Source organism: Allorhizobium paknamense (genome assembly GCF_030815125.1).
GTDB classification, from domain to species: domain Bacteria; phylum Pseudomonadota; class Alphaproteobacteria; order Rhizobiales; family Rhizobiaceae; genus Allorhizobium; species Allorhizobium paknamense.
This window is the reverse complement of the sequence record NZ_JAUSWH010000006.1, coordinates 1-21654: the sequence shown is the minus strand read 5'-3', so window position 1 is coordinate 21654 and position 21654 is coordinate 1. Positions and strand designations below refer to the sequence as shown.

Here is a 21654-nt window from a genome sequence, read left to right as displayed (position 1 = left end):
TCATCTTTCCGTTCTGGCGGCGGAGGATCTGGCCCAGTCTTCCGCGCCCTTGTAAATCAGCAGCATCGAGAAATAGGGGGCGCTTGTTTCCGAAACGTCCGCAAGCGGCGAAAGGCGCTCAGCCTCCAGCGACACACGCTCCACATAGCCGGTGCAATTCTCAAGTCCCATGCTGGCAATCAGCGCCCTGATACGGGGAAAATGCCGCCCGAGCTTGATGATGACCACCGCCTGCGCGGCCTCGATCCGTGCTTTCAGCACCTCATCCTCCAGCGGACCGGGCAGAATGGTCAGCACATCGTTGCGGGCAGCCAGCGGACGGCCATAGGCGGCGGCGGCGGCCATCATGGAGGAAACGCCGGGCACCACCTCCGTCGGATAGCGATGGGCCAACCGCTCGAAGAGATACATGAAGGAGCCGTAGAAGAAGGGATCGCCTTCGCAGAGCACCGCCACATCGGCACCGGCGTCGAGATGATGAGAGAGCCTCCCGGCTGCCTCGTCATAGACATCCTGCGCCGGAAAACGCTCCACCCGCATCGGCACGATGATCGGTACCTCCAACTGGTCGGAGCGCAGATAGGGGGCCGCAATCTGGCGGGCAAAGCTCGGGCCGTTATCCGGCTGCGGATAGGCAATGACCGGAGAGGTCGTCAGCAGGCGATGCGCCTTCAACGTCAGAAGTTCGGGATCACCGGGACCGAGCCCCAGCCCGTAAAGCCTGCCGGTCATTTGCGCGCACTCCAGATCGTTACGGGCATCAGCGATTTCCAGCCGCAATAGCGGCCCACGGGGGCGGCGCGTGAGACGGAAAGCCTGAGCAAGTCACCGCCATGCACACCCCGCAATTGCGCGAGCCGCGCCTCGCCCTCAATGGTCACGGCATTGGCCACCAGCCGCCCGCCCGGTTTCAGGCTTTGCCAGCAGGTCTCGAAAAGCCCATCCGCCGTGATGCCGCCGCCAATGAAAATCACATCCGGCGCGTCCAGCCCCTGCAAGGCGACGGGTGCGGCCCCTTCGACAATCTCAAGATCGGGCGTGCCGAGATCGAGGGCATTGTCACGGATCATCGCCACCCGCTCCGGCTTTTCCTCGATGGCGATGGCGCGGGTGCCGAGCCCCACCCGCAGAAACTCGATAGCGATGGAGCCACAGCCCGCACCGACATCCCAGAGCAGCGCATTCGGAAAGGGCGAAAGCTTGGACAGCGTCACCGCCCTCACCTCGCTTTTCGTCAATTGACCATCATGGCGGAAAGCCTCGTCCGGCAATCCGGGAACAGGCGCACACCAGGCACCCTCGCCAAGGCATTCCACCGCCAGCGTATTGAAATCGGCAAGGGCGGGCGCTTCCTTAAGTATCTCCTTGGCGGAAAAGGACAGGATACGCTCTTCACTCCCACCCATATGCTCCAGCACCGTCAGCCGCGACGAACCGAAGCCGCGCTTCACCAGAAGATCCGCCACGTCGAACACGGTTCCCGCATCCGAGGTCAGCGCCAGGAGACGTTGTCCCGGCAGGATATGGCGATTGAGAAACGCTGAGGGGCGGCCATGCAGCGAGATCTGCGCCACCGTCTGCAAAGGCCAGCCAAGCCGTGCCGCCGCCAGCGAAAAGGCCGAGGGGCTCGGCAGAACCCGCATTTCAGCCGCCTCCACAAAGCGCAGCAAAGTGGCAGCGATGCCGAAATGCATGGGATCGCCAGTGGCAAGCACGACAACCGGCATGCCGCGCAGCTTGAGTACCTCCTCCAGCGTTTGCCGGAAGCCCGCGCCCCAGGTGAGGATGCGCTTTGCGGCTGGCACGGCCTCGGCGATCTTGTGCTCCAGCCGTTCGCCGAGCACCAGAATTTCCGCCCGCGCCAGATGCGCCCGCTGCTCGCCGGTCAGGCTTTCCAGCCCGCCATCCCCCATGCCGATCACGGTCAGCCACGGCTCACGCATTGGCATTCAGCCCTCCCGCCAGCGCATTGACGGCGGCGGACGCCATGGCCGACCCACCCCGCCTGCCGCATACCGTGATGAAGGGCACGCCCCGGCTGTTTGCCGCAAGCTCCGCCTTGCTCTCTGCCGCCCCGACAAACCCCACCGGAAAGCCCAGGATCAGCGCGGGTTTCGGCGCGCCTGCATCCAGACGTTCCAGCAGGCGGTAAAGCGCCGTCGGCGCGTTGCCAATGGCCACCACCCCGCCTCCCAGATGATCGTCCCAGAGATCGACCTGGGCTGCGGACCGGGTATTTTCCATCTCCGCCGCCAACGGGCGGGTGCGCTCGTCATTCAGCAGGCACAGCACATCATTCCTGGCAGGCAGCAGGTGGCGGATAATGCCATGCCGCACCATCTCGGCATCGCACAGCACCGGCGCGCCCTCTCGCAAGGCCTCGATGCCCGCCTCTGCTGCCCCTTCGGAAAACCGGACATCCCCCGCCAGATCGACCATGCCGCAGGCATGAATGAGGCGAATGACCAGGGGCTGCATGCTCTCGCCAAATCGCGTCAGATCGGCTTCGCGACGAATGGTCTCAAAGGATTGACGATAAATGTCTGCGGGATCGCGGATATAGGAAAGCGTCATGCCACAAGCCCCAGATTTTCATGGCCGATCCCCAGCACCCAGCCTTCCTCGGCGATTGAGAGCGCCAATTCCTCTTCGTTCAACATGGGCGGCGGGCCTAAGAGCTGCGCCAGCCGTCCATCCTGATCATATCGGGCAAAGGCATCCGCGGCGGTCGCAACCTGCACCGCATCCTTGACCGAAGAACTATCGGGGAGGGTGAACAGCGAAGGATAGATTTCCGCAAACACCACCGGCTTGTCGAAACACTCGACAAAGCCTGTCTCGAAAGGCCAGACGGCAATCTGCTCTCCCTGCCCGCTCTCATCGAGAAATCGCGACAGACGCGCAATGCCGAGCAAGGTCTGGCCTCCGACGGAGCCGTTATAACTCATCTGCCAGACGGATTTTGCCCCCTTGGCGAAATGCTCGCTCCGGCGGAAGACAAAGGGCGGCGATGCCGGCGCCGGCGGTTTCGTATCACTCAAATGCGCATAGCGATGCTGGTGGGGCCGCCCCCAAAATCGCGGCTCACCGGAAAAATAGCTGGCGTTCCATCGAGAGGCCAGTTCGAACCGGTTGTTCCGGTTATCCGCCGCATCCTCAATGTCGGCGGCAATCTTGCGCCACAGCGCCCGCCAATCGGCGCTACCCGTGACCTGCTTGGCTGTGCCTGCCGGATAGCCGAAGGCAAAATCGAAGCCCGCCAGCAGCCGCAAGCCGCTGGCAAGCGTCTCCTCCACCACCGTGCTCAAACACTGCATGAACTCAGCCCGCGTCGGAAAATTTTCCAGCCAGAGCATCTTCACGCCCCGATCATCCCCTTCGGCAAGGCAGGCCCAGAGCGAATTTGCGCCCCGGCCCGGCGTGCTGGCGGCAGACCAATCGACGATGAGGTAACGGTTAAACAGCGCCACTTATTTTTTCTTCTTTTCCATGGATTTCGGCCCCAGCGGATGATCGGCATGGGGATAAGGCGCATGGTGGTGTCCGTGATCATGGCCGTGATGATGGTGCCCATGGTCATGATGATGGTGATGGTGCCCATGATCGTGGTCATGGTGGTAATGGTGATCATCGTGATGGTGATGGTGCCCGCAGCCGCAATCGGGGCCGTGGTCATGATGATCCTTGTATTTGCCGGTGGAAGGCGCATTCATCACCGCTTCCAGGTCGGCATCCGGCTTTGCATCCGTCAGGTGGGCATATTTGCCGCCAAGGGTGAAGGATGCGGAATAATCGAATGCGGGCGTCAGGTCATTGGGCGCGGCATGGCTGTGCACCGGCGTAAACGGCAGACCGTGCTGGCGACAGAAATCCTCGTCGCGGCAGGAGGCATCGCAATCACCCTGACAGGGACAGTTTTCAAGCCCGCCGCCAATGCCTTCCACATGGTGATGGTGGCTTTCCTGCGGCTGGCCGAGATCGGCCTCGAAGCCCAGCACCTGCTCGCGATATTTGCACATCTGACAGTTCATCACCGCCGCGCCTTCAAGAATTTCGCGAACGCGATCCTGGAACGCCTCCAGCACCAGCGGATGATCGTTAAGATAACTCGCCTTGACGAACTGGATCTCGGGGTGGCGCGCGGCCACCTCATCCGTGTAGCTGTAGATGCGCTTCACCAGCACGCCGGTAAAAAGGAAGTAGGGGAAAACGATGATGCGCTTGTAGCCCAGCCTCGCCGCATGGGTCAGGCCCGGCTCCACGAGCGGGAAGGTCACGCCGGAATAGCAGGTTTCGCCCCAGCCGAAGCCCATTCCTTCCCAGAGCATGCGCATAACCTTGGTGGCGTTGGAATTGGCATCCGGATCGGAAGAGCCACGCCCCACCACCATCAACAGCGTCTCATGCTTGTCCACGAAGCCCTGTGTGGCATTGGCGAGGTCCACGGCGTGCTGGATACGGTCGCCAGCGGCGCGAATCATCTTCAGGTCGATGCCGAGTTCACGACCGTAATTGATCACGAACCCTTTGTGCTGGGCCTGATAGGTGTTGAGCACGGAAGGAATATCATTCTTGGCATGACCGGCGGCAAACAGCATGCCGGGAACGGCGAGAACCCGGGTGACACCTTGCTCCCGCAGACTGTCCAGTCCCGCCGAGATCACCGGATTGCAGAATTCCAGATAGCCGTATTCCACCGGCATGTCGGGGTTCTTGGCGCGCAGCGCTTCGGCAATCACCGCAAATTCGCGCGCGGCATTCTGGTTGCGGCTGCCGTGCCCACAGACCATGATTCCCAATTTTTCAGCCATGACAAAAGGCCTCCTGCTTCGTTTCCATTTCTGTACGAAGCGCCAGAGCCGCCGGTTTTCCGGCGTCTCCATGGGCCTTTGGGACAGCTCCGGAATTGGCCCCCGACTTGGGTCGGCCGCACCGGACTATTTCCAGCCTGTCGAACAGGCGCCGTCGCACATTGGGGTGAGGTGTAAACGAGAGGACCTGTCCGGTCAAATTTGAAAACGCCTAGACTGTCCCATGTTAACAGTTGCGCCGGAGCAAGGGAGGTCTATAGAAAACGCATCCCTCCTGCGCCGGACGCTCCCCGTGATCGATATTACCTTTCAAGCCCTGCTCTTTCTGTTTCTTGCCGCTTTCATTGCCGGTTTCATCGACGCCATTGCCGGTGGCGGCGGACTGATCACCATTCCCGCCATGCTGATTGCAGGGATTCCACCGCTGGAAACACTGGGGACAAACAAGCTGCAAGGCATGTTCGGCTCGGCCTCCGCGACCATCGCCTATGCGCGCAAGGGCCATGTGAATCTCAGGAAGCAATTGCCCATGGCGCTGATGGCGCTTCTCGGCAGCATGATCGGCGCCGTCATCGCCACCCATGTTCCCGGCGATGTTTTAAAGGCCATGATGCCACTGCTGCTGATCGCCATTGCCGCCTATTTCGCGCTGAAGCCGAATATGTCGGATGTCGATAGCCACCAGCGCATCACGCCCTTTATCTTCGGGCTGAGCTTTGCTCCGCTGATCGGGCTTTACGACGGCGTCTTCGGGCCGGGAGCCGGCTCCTTCTACATGCTGGCCTTCGTTTCCATGGCGGGCTTCGGGCTGCTGAAGGCCACGGCCCATACCAAGCTTTTGAATTTCGGCTCCAATGTAGGGGCCTTCGCCGTGTTTCTGTTTAACGGCGTCATCCTGTGGAAGCTTGGCATCGTCATGGGTATCGGCCAGTTTCTCGGCGCGCAAACCGGCTCCAGGCTTGCCATGCGCATCGGCGCGCGCATCATCAAGCCGCTTCTGATCGTCACCTGCCTGGGGCTTGCCGGTAAGCTTCTGCTAGATCCCACCAACCCCATCCGAATCTGGATGGGGTTTTGATCGGGATTCGGACCTTCAATAACAAGGCCTTGCTGTCGCGTTCAAAACATTGCGACTTCTTCTTCTCTTGCCTATAACTTCCCTGAATATTTCAAGGATTGGCAGAATGATCGTAGGCATTGATCTCGGAACGACGAACTCTTTGATCGGAGCTTATGTCGATAACGAGGTAACGCTTTTTCCCAATATCTCCGGTTCCGTGCTCACCCCCTCTGTCGTCAGTTTCGATGAGAGCGGCGTGATCGTCGGCGAAGGGGCGCTGGACAGGCTGACCACCCATCCGGACAGAAGTGTCGCCTGCTTCAAGCGCTGGATGGGCACGTCGCGGGAAACGCGGCTGGGAGACAAGGCCTTTCGCCCGGAGGAACTGTCCTCCTTCGTGCTGCGCAGCCTTCTGGACGATGCCGAGGCGGCCACGGGAACGCGCCCCGACCGCGCGGTGATCTCGGTTCCAGCCTATTTCTCCGATGCCCAGCGCACCGCCACCCGCCTTGCCGGCGAAATGGCCGGGCTGAAAGTGGAGAGGCTGATCAATGAACCGACCGCCGCCGCACTCGCCTATGGGCTGGAAGAACGGGATCGGGAAAGCCGGTTTCTGATCTTCGATCTGGGCGGCGGCACCTTCGATGTCTCGATCGTTGAAATCTTCAGCGGTGTCGTGGAGGTTCACGCCAGCGCAGGCGACAACTATCTCGGCGGTGAAGACTTCCTGCAGATCTTGATCGACGCCGCCGCGCAGGATCTCAAACTTGATCTGGAGGCGCTTCCCAAATCCGATCTCGTCCGGTTTCGCCGCCAGATGGAAGGCCTGAAAAGGCAGCTGAGTTCGAAGAACCAGATCGAGACGGAATTTCTGCTGGGCGGAGAAAGCCGGAGCTGGTCCATGGACGACCAGCGCTTCGCCTCGCTTGCCGAACCGCTGGTGCAGCGCCTGCGCGAGCCGCTGGAGCGCGCCCTGCGCGACGCCAATCTGAAGGCGAGCGAACTCGACGAAGTGGTGCTAGTGGGCGGCGCAACCCGCATGCCGCTGATCGTCAAGAGCGTGACGCGTCTGCTGGAGCGCCTGCCGCTCCGGCATATCGCCCCGGATACGGTGATTGCGCGCGGGGCGGTGGTGGCCAGTGGCCTGCAATCACGCAATGCGGCGCTGGATGAAATCATTCTCACCGATGTCTGTCCCTATACGCTCGGCACCGAAATCGCCCAGAGGGATCATACGGGCCAGTATCATTACGGCTATTTCCTGCCGATCATTCCCCGCAGCAGCACGGTGCCGATCAGCCGGGAAGATGAAATTCACCCGATCAACGAAAATCAGACCATTCTGACCAGCAAGATCTACCAGGGCGAAAACCCGATTGCCGCCAAGAATGTGCTGCTGGGCGAACTGCAAATTCCGCTGCCGCAGAACCTGCCGCGCGAACAATGCGGCGTAGTCCTGCGCTTCACCTATGACGTCAACGGCATTTTGCAGGTGGAAGCCACGGTGAAGGCCAAGGGTGAAAAGCATGAAATCGTCGTCGAGCGCGCGCCGGGCTCCCTTACCAAGGAAGAGATCGAGGAGCGGCTGAAGGCGCTTGCCCATATCAAGGTGCATCCGCGCAAGAAGCAGGAGAACCTCGCCGTCATTGCCCGGCTGGAACGGCTCTATGAGGAACACCTCTTCTACCGCGATAACATCCAGCAGATGATCTTTGCCTTCAAGAACGTTATCGAAGAGCAGGACGAAAAGGAAATTGCCCGTATTCGCCAGATGATCCTGGATGATATCGCACAACTGGAACGGTCCTGATGACCGTCTGGCACGAACTTGGGCTGGAGCCAACCAGCGATGAACGGGCGATCAAGAAGGCCTATGCGCTGAAGCTGAAAACCGTGCGACCGGATGAAGACCCGCAAGGGTTCCAGCGGCTGAACGAGTGCTACAAGGCTGCCCTGGCCATGGCGAAAGAGGGACTACGCCGAGCGGAAGAGCAATCGATACAATCTGTCTCTGTTGCGATCAGCCTTCCTGAAGACCTCGACAATCCGGTGGAACCCGCTCCCGCTCATGCGCCAGAGCAGACAGAACGGAAAGACGCGCCAAAGGTCCGGCTCGACAGTCCAGAGCCCGAAATCGAGCAGTCACCTTTCAGGCTGGATCTGAACAGTTTTCTCAGGGCATTGCTGCGCCACATCAAATATGACGATCTGGAAACCTTCCAGCAATGGTTGAGCCAGGAAACCGCGTCCTGGCCGATTTCGCTCAAGACCTATATCGCCAACGACGTGCTGGACGCTCTGATGGCGCAGGAGCAAGCCCTGGAGCTGGACAAGTTCGACCATGTCGTCACATTTTTCCAGTTGAACGATGTGCTGATCGTTCGCAATCCCATGCGGCTCAGCCTCTACCGCAAGGAATTGGAACGCGCCGCCGGGATTTTATCGGATGTGGCTCCAGAAGCCCCGACGCAAAAGCAGTCCCGCAAGCCGAAATGGAAAAGGATCATGGTGGCGCTTTGCGGCTTTGCACTGCTCTACGCCTATGTCTTCATAATGGACAACGATAACGGAGGGTCGCAGACGAATGGCGATATAGACCGGCCTTTCGTGGAAAAATTCACCTATTCACCCTTGGATCAGCTGGTGATGGAGAGTTTGGCCAAGGCAGAGACCCTGGCGAGCGAGGGGAAGATCGAAGAGGCGCTGCAACTCTACCGCAAAGCCGCCTTCCCCGCCCAGGATGCGATGCAGGCAAAGTCCGTGACCGCCTACGCCCTTTATGGATTGGGCATTCAGCTGACCAATGCCCGTCGCTATGACGAGGCAAGAGATATCTACGATCGCCTTTACCGCGACTATGCCGGATATCGGGGGGAAGACACCGATATCATCGTGTCATCCGGCATGGTGAATCTTGCCCTTCTCTACTTTGGCGTCAACGATCTCGATCATGCCTTCAGCACCTATGGCAGTATCATCTCCATCTATCAGGACAATCCCAAGCCATGGGTGGCGCTTCAGGTGGCGAAAGCGCGGATCGGGCAAGTGGAAGTCAGCTTGAACAAGGGGAATGCAGGACTGGCGCGGATCCTTTTCGACAGATTCAACGATCGCTATTCCTCAAGCCGCGATCCCGCCATTCGAGACCTGTTCATGAAGGCTCAGACCCTACACTCGAAGATCAATGCAGGGCAGAGCTAATACGAAGAGTCATTGAAGATGGCAGTTCGTATTCCCTTTTCGAATATCTCAAGCCCCTTATGCAATTGAGATATTCGAAATTCCTTCAAGGCGAGGAGGCTCACGCATCTTCGAGCCTTGGTATAAAACGCCTTTCGATCTGATGGAATCAGATTGAAAGGCGCTTCCAGCAAAAGTGGAAACGCTCCAATCAAAACTCAACGCCCTGCTGCGCCTTGATTCCGGAGCGGAACGGGTGCTTCACCAGTTCCATTTCGGTCACCAGATCGGCAAGCTCGATCAGCCCTTCGGCGGCGTTGCGGCCTGTGAGTACCACATGGGTCATGGGCGGCTTTTCTTCGGCCAGAAAAGTCAGCACGTCGGCGAGCGGCACATAATCATAGCGGATGGCAATGTTGATCTCGTCCAGCAGCACCATGGAATTGGCGGGATCGCGGATGAGTTCCTTGGCCTTTTCCCAGGCCGCGCGGGCCATGGCGATATCCCGGGCCTTGTCCTGGGTTTCCCAGGTAAAGCCCTCCCCCATGGTATGAAAATCGCAAAGATCGGAAAAATGGCGAAGAATAAGGTCACGTTCGCCAGTGGACATCGCCCCTTTAATGAACTGCACCACCGCCGATTTCCGGCCATGGGCGATGTGGCGGAAAATCATGCCGAAGGCTGCCGATGACTTACCCTTGCCCTTGCCGGTATGGACGATGATCAGCCCCTTCTCGCCTGTCTTGGTTGCCATGATCTTGTCGCGGGCAGCCTTTTTCTTCGCCATCTTTTCAGCGTGGCGGGCAAGGTCTTCAGGAGCGGTCGATGCGGTCTCTTCGGTCATGATCTCTTCCAGTCAGTGAGCAGCGGCTAGTGGTTTGATTGTGAGATTTGATCCTCGAGATCGCCGCAAATGGGTATCAAATGTCACAATCAAACCACTAGCTTTGAAAGATCGTATTTGGCGGAATTGCTGCGGGGCGTCCAGAGGTGACGCTCGATGGCCTCCAGCAGACGCTCCGCCATTTCCTTCAGTGCAGGGGCATTCTTTTCGGCCATGAAGCCCTGCACCCGCTCATCGGCGATAAAGGCATGGTAGACGGCCTCGAAATGCGGCTGGCGCACCGCGCCGGTGGTGGCGGCGAAGGCGAAGAGATAATCCACCGTGGCGGCGATCTCGAAGGCGCCCTTATAACCGTGGCGCATCACACCTTCGATCCATTTGGGATTGACGACACGGGCGCGCACCACCCGGCCAATCTCCTCCTCCAGCGTCCGGATCACCGGCTTTTCCGGGCGGGAATGATCGTTGTGATAGATGGTGGGCCGCGTGCCGGAGAGGCTCTCCACCGCCGCCGTCATCCCGCCTTCGAACTGGTAGTAATCGTCACTGTCCAGAAGGTCGTGCTCGCGATTATCCTGGTTCTGCACCACCGCCTGGACGCTGGTCAGGCGCTCTTCAAACAACCCCCGCGCCGCCTGGCCTTCCTCGCCCGCGCCATAGGCATAGCTGCCCCAGACCAGATAGGCCTCTGCCAGATCGGCGCGGCGCTCCCAGCCCTTTTCGTCGATCAGCGCCTGAAGGCCCGCGCCATAGGCTCCCGGTTTGGAGCCGAAAACACGGTAGCCCGCCCGGCGTCTCGCCTCCTCAGCGCTGAGCCCGGCATCAGCCAGCTTTTCGGCATCGGCGCGAATACGCGCGGCAATCGGATTATCCGCCGCATCCTCCTCCAGCGCGCCGACGGCGCGCACCGCCTTGTCGAACAGGGCGATCTGCTCGGGAAAGGCATCGCGGAAAAAGCCGGAAATCCGTAGAGTGACATCCACCCGCGGCCGTCCCAGCCGGGCCAGCGGCAGAATTTCATAACCGGTAACGCGCCGCGATGTCATATCCCAGACCGGCTTGACGCCGATCAGCGCCAGCGCCTGGGCAATATCGTCACCGCCGGTGCGCATATTGGATGTGCCCCAGGCGGTGAGACCGAAGGAGTGTGGCCATTCGCCATGATCCTGCACATAGCGGGCAATCAGCAGTTCGGCGGATTTCTGCCCCAGTTCATAGGCCGCAGGCGTCGGCACGGCACGGCTGTCGACAGAGTAGAAATTGCGTCCCGTCGGCAGCACATCCGGGCGGCCCCGGGTCGGTGCGCCGGAGGGGCCGGGGGGCACGAATTGCCCGCTCAACCCTTTGAGCAGGCCAGCGATTTCGGCGCTGCCGGATGCGGTCACAGCAGGTTTCAGCCGGGTTTCCACTTCGTGCAGAACGGCCCGTGTCCGCAGCCACTCGACGGGACAGGGCTTGATGCCCGCCACAAGGGCGGCTGCCAGCATTTCAATACGCTCCACCGCATCCCCTGCGGTCCGCCAGGGCGCATCCGTCACGGCCAGCAGCGCGGCGGGCCTTGCACCACTCCACGCGGCAGCAAAATGACAATCCAGCGGATCGAAGGGTTGCCCCTCAAGGACAAGCCCGGCATCGGCTGCAATGGCGCGGTGCAGGCTGGCATCGCTACCTTCGCCCAGCGCGCGCGGCACGCGGGCCAGCGCCACGGTCAGGTCTGTCAGCAGCCGGCCCTCGGGCGAGCGCCCGAAAACATGCAGGCCATCGCGGATCTGCATTTCCTTAAGGTCGCAGAGATAAGCGTCCAGCTTTTCCAGCGCCTGATCCGCTTCATCACCTTTGGCAATTCCGGCATCCTGATCGAGGCCGATATCCACCACGAGATCGAGAATTTGTCGCTTCAGCAGCGCCAGGCGGCGTGGGTCGCCACCGGAAGCTTCATAATATTCATCCACCAGCGCTTCGAGATCCTTCAGTGGACCATAGGTTTCGGCCCGGGTCAGCGGTGGGGTGAGATGATCGATGATGACGGCGCTGGTGCGGCGCTTGGCCTGCGTCCCTTCGCCCGGGTCATTGACGATAAAGGGGTAAAGATGCGGCATTGGCCCAAACACCGCCTCCGGAAAACAGTTTTCCGAAAGAGCCAGCGCTTTGCCCGGCAGCCATTCCAGATTGCCGTGCTTGCCCATGTGGATCACCGCGTCAGCGGCAAAATCCTGCCGGAGAAAGGCATAGAAAGCCAGATAGCCATGCGGCGGCACCAGATCCGGCGAATGATAGGTCTCTTTCGGATCGATGTTATAGCCGCGCGCCGGCTGTATGCCGACCATGACATGACCGAACCGCATCAGCGGCAGGGCAAAACCGTCGCCGTCGAAGAAGGGGTCGCTTTCCGGTGCGCCCCAGCGATCACAAACCTGTTTCTGCACGAAAATTGGTAAGCCGGCTAAAAAAATCCGGTAGTCAGCTAATGAAAATCGCTCCCGAATCACGCGCCCATCGCGGGCGGCATTGGTCGGCCCCTGCATCAGCGCCCGGATCAGGCCATCGCCATCTGCAGGAAGCGGTCCGAGCTTATAACCCGATTCGGCCAGAGCTTTCAGCACTTCCATGCTGCCCTGAGGCGTATCGAGACCAACGCCATTGCCCAGCCTGCCATCGCGGTTCGGGTAGTTGGCCATGATCAGCGCCACGCGGCGCTCACCTTCTAACTTGCGCCTCAGCCGCACCCAATTGGCGGCAAGCCTTGCCGCGAAGGCGACGCGATCGGCCACCGGGTCGTGGCTGACAAGATTGGTCTCGACGCGGGGCTCATAGCGGGCCACAGACTTGAAGGACACGGCGCGGGTCAGCACCCGTCCATCCACCTCCGGCAGGGCGACATGCATGGCCAGATCACGGGCGGGCAGCCCCTGGCTGGCCCCCTTCCACACGCTTTCCGGCGAGGAGGAAAACACCACCTGCAGCACCATGGCGCCCTGCTCGTCCAGCACCGTGCCGGAATGCTCGCCCCCCATGCCGGACACGGCAAAACCGGTGGCATTGAGGACGATATCCGGCGGGATCTCTGCAAAAACCGCCCGCAGCGTCGCCACACTCACAGCATCCTTGAGGCTTGCGACAAATACCGGCAACACTGCCAGACCTTCGGCCTGCAAGGCCGCAATCAGCGCTTCCACCGGCCGTGTTTCGCCGCTCTGCACCAGCGCGCGGTAAAAGCAGATCACGGCCACCGGGCGGGTTCTTTCCGCGCCTTGCAGCTTTGTCCACGCCTCCACGCCCAGCGTGCCCTGCCCCGGCCACCAAACGCCCGCCTTCAACAAGGGATCGGCGGCAGGCGGCTTCTCGCCACCCTCGACAAGCGCTTCCGCATAGGCGGAAAAATGCGCCATGTTGCGATCTCCGCCTTCGCTGAGATAGGCCCAAAGGGCCTGCAAATCGTCAGCCTTCACGGTCGAGAACCCGCCCAGCCCGGCATCCGGCTTGTCATCTCCGGGCAGAACGGCAATCTCGATGCCATGGCGGCGCGCAGCGGCGTGCAGTGCCTCCAGGGCATAATGAAAATAGCTGGCCCCGCCCAGCGCTCGCACGATGATGAGCCTCGCATGTCGGGCGGTGCGCTCGATATAGCTGTCCACAGACATCGGATGCCTGAGGCTCATCAGGCTGGCGAGACGCCAGGAACGCGAAGCGCCCTGCAAGGCGGCGGCAAGCGCCGAAAGCTCGGTATCGGCGGCGGAAAGAAACAGGATCTCCCCCGGCGTCTGGCCAAGGTCGATCGCCTCCTCTCCGTCGCTCAATGCGCCTTTCTGGGCCAGGAGCAGATGCATTTAGACGGCAGCCTTGATGGCAACGGCAATGGCCTGCTGGTCGAGATCATGCAGGCCAATCACCACAAGGCGGCTTTCCCGCACCTCGCCCTGAGCCCAAGGCCGGTCGAAATAGCTGTCGATCCGGCTGCCGACCGCCTGGACGACGAGCCGCATGCGCTTTTCCGGCACATCAAGGAAACCCTTGAGCCGCAAAATGTCATGCGCCTCGATCACCGCCTTCAGCCGATCAGTAAAGCCCTGCGGATCGGCCACCGGGCCAAGCGCCACCACGAAGCTTTCAAATTCGTCATGGTCGTGGTGATGGTCATGCGGCTCACCGCTTGCGTGCAGCGCCTCATGCTCCAACTCGTGATGGCTCTTGCGGTTGCCGATATCGGCTTCCGACCCAGCGCCCAGCCCCAGCAGCACCAGCGCCGGAACCTCGCCATTCTGCGCCTCGATCAGCGCAGGCTTGCGGGCGATGCGGGTGCTGACCTCGGCCTTGACGCGGGCCACGCCCTCGTCATCCAGCAGATCGGTCTTGTTAAGCACGATCAGGTCGGCGCAGGTCAGCTGGTCTTCGAACAGTTCCTCGATCGGGCTTTCATGATCCAGGCTGTCATCCTCGGCACGCTGCGCCTCCAGCCTGTCGTGATCATCCGCAAAGCGTCCGGCGGCAACGGCAGCACTGTCCACCACGGTCACCACACCATCGACGGTAACGCGGGTGCGGATATCCGGCCAGTTGAAGGCGGCCACCAGCGGCTGCGGCAGGGCCAGACCGGAGGTTTCGATGACGATATGGTCCGGCTTGACGTCCCGTTCCAACAGCTTCTGCATGGTCGGCACGAAATCATCGGCGACGGTGCAGCAGATGCAGCCATTGGTCAGCTCGATAATATCGTCCTCGCTGCAATTTTCCGCGCCGCAGCCCTTCAGCACCTCGCCATCGACGCCGAGATCGCCGAATTCATTGATGATCAGCGCAATCTTCTTGCCGCCCGCATTCATCAGCATGTTGCGGATGATCGTGGTCTTGCCCGCGCCAAGAAAGCCGGTGATGACGGTGGCGGGAATTTTCTGTTGCAACATGGTTCAACCCTTCATTTTCAGGGGCAGGCCAGCCGCGACGAAAAACACCTCGTCGGCAGCGGCTGCGATCATCTGGTGGAGGCGGCCTGCATGGTCACGAAAATCCCGCGCCATGCGGTTTTCCGGCACGATGCCGAGACCGACCTCATTGGAAACAAGAATGACGGAGGCGGTGAGCCGGGGCAGCAGAGCCGCGAGCGCCGCACTGTCGGCCGCGATGTCACGCCCCTCCTCCATCATCAGATTGGTGAGCCAGAGCGTCAGGCAATCCACCAGCACCACCCGGCCCGGCTGATCGAGACGTGTCAGCGTTTCGCAGAGTGCCAATGGCTCTTCATGGGTGGTCCAGAGCGGCCCGCGATCCTCGCGGTGCTGGTGGATGCGCTGGCGCATCTCTTCATCCCAGGCGCGGCCTGTTGCGAGGTAATGACGCTCATATCCGGTTGCGGTGCACAGCCCTTCGGCAAAACGGGATTTGCCGGAGCGCGCGCCTCCGAGAACGAAGACGCGCTTCGAGGAAATCTCTGCCATGGATCAGTTGCCGCCTGGAGCCGTGTAAAGGCCGCTGGAACGCGGCACGAAGCCCGGCCATGCCTTGTCGCCAGGGTGTTGAAGGCCGGATTGGGCGCGGATATCAGCGCGCGGTTCCGCAAGCCGCCCGCCGAAGGTGGAGGCAGCACTCTTTCCGGGCATCGCCTCGGGGGTGTCCAGCGCCCGTCGTTCCGGCTGGCTGTGTCGCGGCCCCATGGGAATGGCGGCAAAAACGAGAGCCGCAAGCACCAGCAAGGCGAGCGCCGCACCAAAAAGACGATTGGAAGAGATGGAATCAACCATGATGCCCTCCCGAAGAAGGCGCAAAACAGTGTTCGCGAGGCACGAAGGCCCCGATAAAACCAGATGTCGCCACGACAACCTCCGTGCTGGCGGCGGGGTTAAGTCCCCATGGGCAGGATTGCCCGTCACGGACGGCAGGTCTCCTGGCTCGCAATGTCGGGGCGCGTGGTGCGCGCCTTACGGACTTCCCTCACCTTCCCGGAGTGATGGCGAAAGCGAAAAGGCGGACGATTCGTAGATGATAGAGGCGTCCAGCCCTGGTTGATCGCTTCGCCACTCCAGTGGCTTTTCCGGCCCGTCAGCCCCGTCGCCGCCCGCACCATGCGAAGCGCCACGACGAAACCTTCAACGCCGGATGGAAAACCCTCACTGCTCTACAGTCGCGGGGTCGGCTGCGTTTAGCGCTCCCTGCTTGGGTCAACGCCTTCGCATTCCCTTTTGCTTTCCACTCCAGCCTTTGCCGAAGCGAAAACCATCCACCAGAAGTGATAAAATGGGCTCATTTACAAGTCAATGCAGCAAGAGCGCCGTTCAGAAAAACAGACTGAATACGGCGCTCTTTCCGAGCCGTTAGAACTACAACCAGATTACCCTATCGGCAGGGACGCGGACCGCAAGGCCCGCCAAAGCCGGGACCAGGGCGGAAGCCCGGCCCGCGCGGGCCGCCGTGATGATGGCCGCCACCCGCAAGCGCTCCACCGAGCAATGCGCCGCCAATGACGCCAAGCGCCAGAGCCGCCGCCGCGGAACCGTCATCGCTCTTCGGCACCCGGCCCTCCAGAACCCGATCTGGATTACGGGGAGGTGCGCGGCGGACAGCGGTCTGCTTGTTCAGCCAGTCTTCGTAGAGGCCCTGGCTATCGGCGCGCAGGCGCTGCAGTTGATCGAAACTCAGATAGCCGCTATCCGGCGCGCCAACCACCGTTTGCCAACGGCTGATCGCCAGACGGGTATTGTTGCCGAAAACCCCGTCGGTGCCCCCGGTTTTGAAACCGAGCACTGTCAGCCTGCCCTGTACCTCCCGGCGCGCGCCGCGATCCAGCAGCGCCTCCTCGATGGCTGGCGTTCCGAGCGTAAAGGCAGGTGCGGGCGGCGCTTCGACCACAACGGGGACAGCCGGTGGCGGTGGTGCGACAGGCGTTGCGGCAGCCTCGATGGAGACGATGCGGTTCTTGGCGATCTCCGCGAACTTGCCGCTCGGATAGGCGGTGAGATAGGCCTTGTAATCGGCAGCGCTATTGCCGCCGGAAGCCGCTTGCCAGAGCGCATATTCCTGTTCCCAGGCCTTATCCGGCTGAGGAGCCGCCGCCACGGGTGCAGCAGGCGCCGGACTTTGCGGCGCCGCATTGGCCGCCGCCGGTGCTGGCGTCTCTACGGTTTGCGCCATGGCATGTTGTGAAATCAAAGAAAGACTGATGGCGCATGCCAGCAGCATGCGACCCGACCGAATGATCGACATAAAACCCTTACCCCTTTTTCAAGACCCTCATTGCCGGCTCCACCCCTGAAGGCCGGCAGGTCTTCCCCACAAAGTCGCGCTCTATCGCCATGCCTGATGATTGCACAACAGAGAAATGCAACAGATGCGCGATTTTTTTATACACGCAAAAGATTATAAAGCGACATCATTTCGAATTCAGCGTGAATAAAATGGGTTAGCAAAAAGCGCATGTTCCGCTTGCCTGCACTTCTACAGCGCCGTGCGTTTTGTCAAACGCACAAAGGACGCTGTAACACTTTAAATCTGCTGCATAATTTTTACCTTAAATCGATTCCGATTTAAGGAATTATGCAGTAGAGCATGTCGCGCAAAACTGTGCAGCGGTTTTGCGATAACGACATGCGTTAAAACAAGAATGTAAAGCACGTCGCATGAGGCTGATAAGCCGCAACGGGCTTTAGGGGCTTCAGAGGCGGGCTGATTTGAGAGAAAACAGGCTGCGAAGGCGGGCGGCCACGGCTTCCGCAAGGCTTTCAGCGGCAAGGGCGGGGTCCAGCGTCTCGGTCTGGACCTTGAAATCGCCTTCGGCGGCGTCCGAGCCATTCTCGACATAGGTCGCCTTGACCTCGACCTCCGCCTCATTCAGGCGATGATTGAGGCCGATGCCGCTGTCAAAACGCTTGATGCGCACGGTCAGGATAACGCGCGGTGGCAGATCGGCCCGCGTGGTGGCCTCGACAGAGGCCTGCATGCGCCGCTCGATGCCCTCGATCAGCGACACCGGCACGCGCGGCCCCGCAAGCACGGTGACGGCGCGAACATCGTAATAGAAGCGCTTCGGCCTTTCCGGCAGCAGCGCGGAAACGCAGCCCGCAACGGCGAGAGAGACTATCAGGACGAGAAAGAAGCGAAGGCGAAAAAGCAGCATGGACGACTCGCGACGTGATCATGCTTCTGATGCGCCATCGCGCTTGCCGGTGGCTTGCGATCCTTATGTCTGGACAGCGTTAAACAATGCCCAGGCCGCCTGCATTTCGCGCAAACGCGCCTCGCGGCGGGCTGCAGCCTCTTCGTCCACGCCCCAGTGCTCGTTGGTCCAGTCTTCATCCAGATGTGCCAGGGCCCAGACCTCTTCGAGGCTCGAAAACCCATCGGCCAGCGCCAGCGTCAAGGCGGCGGAGCCAGTCAGCGTGGTCACCACATGCAGGGCAGCCAATTGGAAGGCATTGCCATAGCGCTCCAGCGCCCGGCGAAAGGCTGATGTGGATTGCGCTGGCTGCTCCTGATGCATGATACCGCTGATGGTGATGAGCTTGACGCCGTGGGTATCGTTCAGCCAGGCAAGCACCGGATTCCAGCGGGCGCTCTGGCGCTCCACCAGTTCCTGCGGGTCTTCAGCACGGTAGCAGAGAAGATCGGAGGAGGAAAATCGGACGATATCCTCCAGCACCTCTTCAAGCGTTTTCGAGACGGCATCGATGGCCGTGTTGGTCAGCCGCGTCACCGGCATCGTGGCCGGATCGACCTCCTCACCCTGGGCGCGCCACTCCTCAGCCACCAGTTCGGCTGCTCCAGAGGTTGGCAGGATCAGCGTGTTGCGGGCGGGCGTCTTGACGGCGCGGCCATCCAGCGTCACCGCAAAGCCCGCATCGGTGGGCGACACCGTCGCCTCGGCATAAAACCGCTTCGGCAGCGGTCGCTTCATCTGGATCTGGGCGCGGCGCACCGGATCGGGATCGCTCATTTCCGGCGTCACGCCTTCGAAAATGTCACGCATGGCCTTACTCTTGCATAATCAGTTCAATCAATTCTGCCGGATGGTAGACGATGGCATCGGCACCTGCCACCTGCAGATCCTCCACCGAGGCAGATCCCCAACTGACACCGATGGCCTTTGCTCCGGCAGCCCGCGCCATCTGCATGTCATAGATGGCATCGCCAATCACCACGGTCTGAGCCGGTGTCATGCCGGTTTCCGCGCAGCACTCCATCACCATGGCGGGATGCGGCTTGGAGGGGCAATCATCGGCAGTGCGGGCAACGTGGATATGGCTCTCCAACCCATGGGTTTCCAGGATATAGCGCAATCCCCGCCGGGATTTGCCGGTCACAGCCCCAACGATCAGATGCTCGACGCCAGCAAGATGGTCAAGCAGTTCGCGAACACCCGCAAAGAGCGGCTCGCTGAACCCCGGCGCATGGCGGACATCGGTGAAGAGCGATTTGTAATGGGCGGTCATGGCCAGCGCCTCGTCATCCACATGCGGCTTGCCGTCAATGCGGGCGATGGCGATATCCAGCGTCAGCCCCATGATCGATTTCGTCAGGGCAAGCGTCGGCTCCGGCTTGCCGAAGGCAAGGAAGGTGCGGCGCATGGTTTCGTGGATGGTGCCTGCGCTGTCCACCAACGTGCCGTCACAATCGAAGAGGGCAAGCTTCATTCCCCGTCATCCCCGCCATAATCCTGGTCGAAGCCGAGCAGGTTCCATGTCTGCACCATATGCGGCGGCAGCGGTGCCGTGACCTTGAGACGGCCGCCATTCGGATGCGGAATATCGATGTGACGGGCGTGAAGGTGCAGGCGCTTCTGCACCCCGCCCGGAAAATCCCAGTTGGGATCGTCAATGAAATATTTCGGGTCGCCGATGATCGGATGGCCGATATGCAGCGCATGAACGCGCAACTGGTGGGTGCGGCCCGTATAGGGCTCCATTTCCAGCCAGGACAGGCGCTGGGCTGCGGTCTCGATGACGCGGTAGAAAGAGACGGCGTGGTCCGCCCCCTCCTCGCCATGCTTGGCGATGCGCATGCGGTCGCCGTCGATCGTCGGCTCCTTCACCAGCCAGGTGGAGATCTTGTCCTCGCGCTTGCGCGGCACGCCCTTGACCAGCGACCAATAGGTCTTCTTGGTGTCGCGCTCACGGAAGGCGGCGGTGAGTTTCTGCGCCGCCCCGCGGGTACGGGCAACCACCAGCACGCCGGAGGTATCACGGTCGAGGCGGTGCACAAGGCGTGGCTTTTCACCCTTCTTGCTGGTCCAGGCCTCCAGCATCTTGTCGATATGGCGGGCAACGCCCGAACCGCCCTGCACGGCCAGACCGGCGGGCTTGTTCAGCACGAACACCTTGTCATCTTCATGCAACAGCATGCGGGCGAGCAATTCTGCATCGCCGGAATTTCTCAAATCCTTGCCGGCGATAGGGCCGGATTTCGGGCCTTTGGCGTCCACATCCAGCGGCGGCACGCGCACCATCTGGCCGGGCTGCACGCGGGCATCGGTCTTCACCCGCCCGCCATCGACCCGCACCTGGCCGGAGCGCAGAAGCTTCTGCAACTGGCCGAAGCCGAGGCCCGGATAGTGGATCTTGAACCAGCGATCGAGCCGCATGCCCGCCTCGTCCGGCTCTACCTTGATATGTTCGATACCTGCCATGGATATTTCAGTCCCGCAGCAAAAGGGCTGCTTTCAATCAGTTTCGGCAGGCTTTAGCCTATTTCGCCCGGCTTGGGAAATGGCGCAGCGGAAAAAACTCAGAACAGCGCCCGCCCCACCGCCAACCCGCCGAAAACGGCGGCAATGGCCAGCACCACGCTTGCCGTCACATAGACCAGGGCAAGAAACGTATCGCCACGATTAAACAGCGTCACGGCATCCAGCGAAAAGGCGGAGAAGGTGGTGAAACCGCCTAATATCCCGGTGATCAGCAACAAGCGCAGCTCTTCCGAGGCATTGAACCGCCGCGCCAGCATTTCCGCAAACAGCCCTATGCAGAAGGAACCGATAAGGTTCACAGCAAAGGTGCCCCAGGGAAAAAAGGGGCCGAAAAGCCTGATGGCCACAAGCCCAACCCAGTAGCGCAGCAAGGAACCAAAGCCGCCGCCCAGGACGACGAAAAGAAGCTGTTTCATACCAAGCCTTCCCCAGGTGATGCGAGTTGATTGAGTTTTCGGCGTTTTCTTTTTTTAAGCATAATCTTGCCGATCCTCGTTCCACTCCGGACGGATTACGCTCCAAGCCAGCGGCGTCAAGTGTATGTCACGGGGCAATGCCGGACCGAACAGCACCATTGCAAATATTTCCTATAAAACAGAAAAATTTATTAGAAATTAATCATTCCACTTAAAGGCCCGTCTACGGAATGGCGTTAGACTTGCTTCGATCCTGGACTATGGAACATGTCATGACGCAGGTACTGTCTGTTTCGGCCACATCGGCCGGTTATGTTGCCGATACACTGAAACCGCCCCAGCGGGTGGTGCAGGCGGATTATGTTGGCCAGATCAACAAGCAGATCTATGCGAAAAAGCAGAAGGTGGAGGCCGCGAGCAAAAGCACCGTGGCAGGCCTTATGGAATCGTCCGCCATGGGCCTTTACTTCATGAAGGCAGGACAGAACAAAAATCCGCGCGCCAGCCTGGAAGAAACCCAGCAGGCCTATGAAGAAGCCGAAAAGCTGGGCGAAGAGCGCTGAATTCCCCGCAAAATCGTTAGGGTCAAAACTCAATCAGGATGGGTGTTCTGCAAGGCGTATTTTGTGTCTGAGTAGGAGGAAAGGTGCAGGAAATGCCGATCATTTTCAAAC

The 21654-nt window shown here is 60.6% G+C and carries 20 protein-coding genes and 1 riboswitch; of the genes, 4 read left to right on the top strand and 16 right to left on the bottom strand.

The window, feature by feature from the left end:
- Genes cobI through QO005_RS11090 form a run of 5 tightly spaced genes read right to left on the bottom strand, consistent with a single transcriptional unit; the run spans window position 1 to window position 4811 of the window.
- Window positions 1-732, bottom strand: coding sequence for a precorrin-2 C(20)-methyltransferase (gene cobI / locus QO005_RS11110; RefSeq protein ID WP_307158104.1), 732 nt, complete (start codon window positions 730-732; stop codon window positions 1-3).
- Window positions 729-1943, bottom strand: coding sequence for a precorrin-6y C5,15-methyltransferase (decarboxylating) subunit CbiE (cbiE, locus tag QO005_RS11105; RefSeq protein ID WP_307158300.1), 1215 nt, complete (start codon window positions 1941-1943; stop codon window positions 729-731). Before cbiE ends, cobI begins: the two co-directional genes overlap by 4 nt.
- The gene (locus QO005_RS11100; protein WP_307158103.1) at window positions 1936-2574 is read right to left on the bottom strand and encodes a precorrin-8X methylmutase; all 639 of its coding nucleotides are present in this window, start codon (window positions 2572-2574) and stop codon (window positions 1936-1938) included. Before QO005_RS11100 ends, cbiE begins: the two co-directional genes overlap by 8 nt.
- Entirely contained in the window at window positions 2571-3470 is a 900-nt protein-coding gene (locus QO005_RS11095) for a hypothetical protein (protein ID WP_307158102.1), read from the bottom strand. The genes QO005_RS11100 and QO005_RS11095 overlap by 4 nt, the downstream gene beginning before the upstream one ends.
- On the bottom strand, window positions 3471-4811 hold the full coding sequence (locus QO005_RS11090) for a sirohydrochlorin chelatase (protein WP_307158101.1): 1341 nt from the start codon (window positions 4809-4811) through the stop codon (window positions 3471-3473). It abuts the gene before it with no gap.
- Between the two features lie 292 nt (window positions 4812-5103).
- Here QO005_RS11090 and QO005_RS11085 point away from each other — a divergent pair, with 292 nt between their 5' ends.
- From QO005_RS11085 to QO005_RS11075, 3 genes are all read left to right on the top strand, one after another.
- Entirely contained in the window at window positions 5104-5889 is a 786-nt protein-coding gene (locus QO005_RS11085; protein ID WP_307158100.1) for a TSUP family transporter, read from the top strand.
- A gap of 106 nt (window positions 5890-5995) precedes the next feature.
- Window positions 5996-7681 (top strand): molecular chaperone HscC, encoded by a 1686-nt coding sequence (locus QO005_RS11080; protein WP_307158099.1) that lies wholly within the window; start codon window positions 5996-5998, stop codon window positions 7679-7681.
- The gene (locus QO005_RS11075) at window positions 7681-9072 is read left to right on the top strand and encodes a hypothetical protein (protein ID WP_307158098.1); all 1392 of its coding nucleotides are present in this window, start codon (window positions 7681-7683) and stop codon (window positions 9070-9072) included. Before QO005_RS11080 ends, QO005_RS11075 begins: the two co-directional genes overlap by 1 nt.
- Before the next feature lie 190 nt (window positions 9073-9262).
- Here the strand turns inward: QO005_RS11075 and cobO are convergent, their stop codons facing one another.
- The 11 genes from cobO to crcB all read right to left on the bottom strand — a co-directional run bounded on the left by cobO (window position 9263) and on the right by crcB (window position 20980).
- Complete coding sequence (gene cobO / locus QO005_RS11070) at window positions 9263-9895, bottom strand: cob(I)yrinic acid a,c-diamide adenosyltransferase (protein WP_307158097.1); 633 nt, start codon at window positions 9893-9895, stop codon at window positions 9263-9265.
- 89 nt (window positions 9896-9984) lie between these two features.
- Window positions 9985-13722 (bottom strand): cobaltochelatase subunit CobN, encoded by a 3738-nt coding sequence (gene cobN, locus QO005_RS11065; RefSeq protein ID WP_307158096.1) that lies wholly within the window; start codon window positions 13720-13722, stop codon window positions 9985-9987.
- The gene (gene cobW, locus QO005_RS11060) at window positions 13723-14796 is read right to left on the bottom strand and encodes a cobalamin biosynthesis protein CobW (protein ID WP_307158095.1); all 1074 of its coding nucleotides are present in this window, start codon (window positions 14794-14796) and stop codon (window positions 13723-13725) included.
- 3 nt (window positions 14797-14799) lie between these two features.
- Window positions 14800-15327 carry a bifunctional adenosylcobinamide kinase/adenosylcobinamide-phosphate guanylyltransferase gene (gene cobU / locus QO005_RS11055; protein WP_307158094.1) on the bottom strand — a complete coding sequence of 176 codons (528 nt, stop codon included), beginning with the start codon at window positions 15325-15327 and terminating at the stop codon, window positions 14800-14802.
- 3 nt (window positions 15328-15330) lie between these two features.
- The gene (locus tag QO005_RS11050; protein WP_307158093.1) at window positions 15331-15630 is read right to left on the bottom strand and encodes a hypothetical protein; all 300 of its coding nucleotides are present in this window, start codon (window positions 15628-15630) and stop codon (window positions 15331-15333) included.
- 116 nt (window positions 15631-15746) lie between these two features.
- Window positions 15747-16122: riboswitch (cobalamin riboswitch) on the bottom strand.
- A 100-nt stretch (window positions 16123-16222) separates the two neighbouring features.
- Complete coding sequence (locus QO005_RS11045; RefSeq protein ID WP_307158092.1) at window positions 16223-17089, bottom strand: peptidoglycan-binding domain-containing protein; 867 nt, start codon at window positions 17087-17089, stop codon at window positions 16223-16225.
- A gap of 448 nt (window positions 17090-17537) precedes the next feature.
- A complete protein-coding gene (locus QO005_RS11040) occupies window positions 17538-17999 on the bottom strand; it encodes a hypothetical protein (protein ID WP_307158091.1) in 462 nt (153 codons plus the stop codon).
- Between the two features lie 63 nt (window positions 18000-18062).
- Window positions 18063-18848, bottom strand: a complete 786-nt coding sequence (locus QO005_RS11035; protein WP_307158090.1) for an ATP12 family chaperone protein — start codon at window positions 18846-18848, stop codon at window positions 18063-18065.
- Between the two features lie 4 nt (window positions 18849-18852).
- Complete coding sequence (locus QO005_RS11030) at window positions 18853-19512, bottom strand: HAD-IA family hydrolase (protein ID WP_307158089.1); 660 nt, start codon at window positions 19510-19512, stop codon at window positions 18853-18855.
- A complete protein-coding gene (locus tag QO005_RS11025; RefSeq protein ID WP_307158088.1) occupies window positions 19509-20504 on the bottom strand; it encodes an RluA family pseudouridine synthase in 996 nt (331 codons plus the stop codon). Before QO005_RS11025 ends, QO005_RS11030 begins: the two co-directional genes overlap by 4 nt.
- Before the next feature lie 98 nt (window positions 20505-20602).
- On the bottom strand, window positions 20603-20980 hold the full coding sequence (gene crcB / locus QO005_RS11020) for a fluoride efflux transporter CrcB (protein WP_307158087.1): 378 nt from the start codon (window positions 20978-20980) through the stop codon (window positions 20603-20605).
- 272 nt (window positions 20981-21252) lie between these two features.
- Between crcB and QO005_RS11015 the strand changes: the two genes are divergently transcribed.
- Window positions 21253-21543 carry a hypothetical protein gene (locus QO005_RS11015; protein ID WP_307158086.1) on the top strand — a complete coding sequence of 97 codons (291 nt, stop codon included), beginning with the start codon at window positions 21253-21255 and terminating at the stop codon, window positions 21541-21543.
- Window positions 21544-21654: the final 111 nt, after the last annotated feature.

Coding starts and splice junctions, on each gene's coding strand:
- crcB (WP_307158087.1), bottom strand. CDS start 20,980: ATGAAACAGCTTCTTTTCGTCGTCCTGGGCGGCGGCTTTGGTTCCTTG.
- cobU (WP_307158094.1), bottom strand. CDS start 15,327: ATGGCAGAGATTTCCTCGAAGCGCGTCTTCGTTCTCGGAGGCGCGCGC.
- cobO (WP_307158097.1), bottom strand. CDS start 9,895: ATGACCGAAGAGACCGCATCGACCGCTCCTGAAGACCTTGCCCGCCAC.
- cobI (WP_307158104.1), bottom strand. CDS start 732: ATGACCGGCAGGCTTTACGGGCTGGGGCTCGGTCCCGGTGATCCCGAA.
- cbiE (WP_307158300.1), bottom strand. CDS start 1,943: ATGCGTGAGCCGTGGCTGACCGTGATCGGCATGGGGGATGGCGGGCTG.
- QO005_RS11030 (WP_307158089.1), bottom strand. CDS start 19,512: ATGAAGCTTGCCCTCTTCGATTGTGACGGCACGTTGGTGGACAGCGCA.
- QO005_RS11090 (WP_307158101.1), bottom strand. CDS start 4,811: ATGGCTGAAAAATTGGGAATCATGGTCTGTGGGCACGGCAGCCGCAAC.
- QO005_RS11100 (WP_307158103.1), bottom strand. CDS start 2,574: ATGACGCTTTCCTATATCCGCGATCCCGCAGACATTTATCGTCAATCC.
- QO005_RS11075 (WP_307158098.1), top strand. CDS start 7,681: ATGACCGTCTGGCACGAACTTGGGCTGGAGCCAACCAGCGATGAACGG.
- cobW (WP_307158095.1), bottom strand. CDS start 14,796: ATGTTGCAACAGAAAATTCCCGCCACCGTCATCACCGGCTTTCTTGGC.
- QO005_RS11080 (WP_307158099.1), top strand. CDS start 5,996: ATGATCGTAGGCATTGATCTCGGAACGACGAACTCTTTGATCGGAGCT.
- QO005_RS11050 (WP_307158093.1), bottom strand. CDS start 15,630: ATGGTTGATTCCATCTCTTCCAATCGTCTTTTTGGTGCGGCGCTCGCC.
- QO005_RS11035 (WP_307158090.1), bottom strand. CDS start 18,848: ATGCGTGACATTTTCGAAGGCGTGACGCCGGAAATGAGCGATCCCGAT.
- QO005_RS11045 (WP_307158092.1), bottom strand. CDS start 17,089: ATGTCGATCATTCGGTCGGGTCGCATGCTGCTGGCATGCGCCATCAGT.
- cobN (WP_307158096.1), bottom strand. CDS start 13,722: ATGCATCTGCTCCTGGCCCAGAAAGGCGCATTGAGCGACGGAGAGGAG.
- QO005_RS11015 (WP_307158086.1), top strand. CDS start 21,253: ATGACGCAGGTACTGTCTGTTTCGGCCACATCGGCCGGTTATGTTGCC.
- QO005_RS11025 (WP_307158088.1), bottom strand. CDS start 20,504: ATGGCAGGTATCGAACATATCAAGGTAGAGCCGGACGAGGCGGGCATG.
- QO005_RS11040 (WP_307158091.1), bottom strand. CDS start 17,999: ATGCTGCTTTTTCGCCTTCGCTTCTTTCTCGTCCTGATAGTCTCTCTC.